This window comes from Bradyrhizobium sp. UFLA06-24 (assembly GCF_054967145.1).
Genome location: NZ_JADFUE010000196.1, coordinates 1 through 965, shown reverse-complemented (window position 1 = coordinate 965; position 965 = coordinate 1). Strand labels below are relative to the sequence as shown.

The window sequence follows — 965 nt, the reverse complement described above, 5'->3', positions numbered from 1 at the left end:
GCCGCGGTCGAGAAGCCCGGCGCGAAGATGAACTTGTGGATCTGGGCTTCGCTCATCTTCTCGAGCTCGGCCTCGGTGACGAGACCGCTCGAGATCGCCTTGGCCTTGATCTTCTCGGTGTTGAGGCCTCTGCCGTTGTCGGCGATGCAGATGATGATGTGGCCGCCCTCGTGATAGGCGGACAGGCGGATGGTGCCCTGCTCGCCCTTGCCGCTAGCTAAGCGCTCGGCGGGGGTCTCCAGGCCGTGATCGGCGGAGTTGCGCACCATGTGGGTGAGCGGGTCCTTGATCAGGTCGAGCACCTGGCGGTCGAGCTCGGTGTCGGCGCCGTGCATCTCCAGTTCGATCTGCTTGCCGAGTTCGCTCGACAGATCGCGGACGATGCGGGGCAGCTTCTGCCAGGCATTGCCGATCGGCTGCATGCGCGTCTTCATGACGCCTTCCTGCAGCTCGGCGGTGACGTTGGAGAGACGCTGCAGCGGCACCTTGAACTCGGTGTCCTCGTTGCGCCTCGAGATCTCCAGCAGCTGGTTGCGGGTCAACACCAGCTCGGAGACCATGGTCATCAGGTGCTCCAGCGTATCCACGTTGACGCGGATCGACTGGTTGGCGATGCTGGCGCCTTCACCGGCCCCTTCGTCGGCCATCGACTTCTTCGGCGCGGCCTTCTCCTTGGGCGCCTTTGTCGATTCCTTGGCGACCTCCTTGCTGGCTTCCTTCGGCGCTTCAGCCGCCGGCGCGGGCTCGGCCTTCACCTCGGCTTGGGCGACGGGCGCGGGCGCCTCGATCGCGGTCTCGCGGAAGGCCCGCTCGAGCTCGTCGAGCGAGACTTCGCCCGGACGCAACGGACGCTCCAGCGTCTGCTCGATCAGCGTCCCCGTGGTCATCTCCTTGGCGGGAGCTGCAGGTGCGGCAACAGGCGCTTCCGGCACCAGCGGCGGCGCTTCGGCAATGGGAGCAGCACT

General features: G+C 66.2%; 1 protein-coding gene. It reads right to left on the bottom strand.

What is annotated here, in order from left to right; translation table 11 throughout:
- Nucleotides 1-965: chemotaxis protein CheA (locus IF809_RS38600; protein WP_462840084.1), on the bottom strand; the 965-nt coding region annotated here is incomplete at both ends.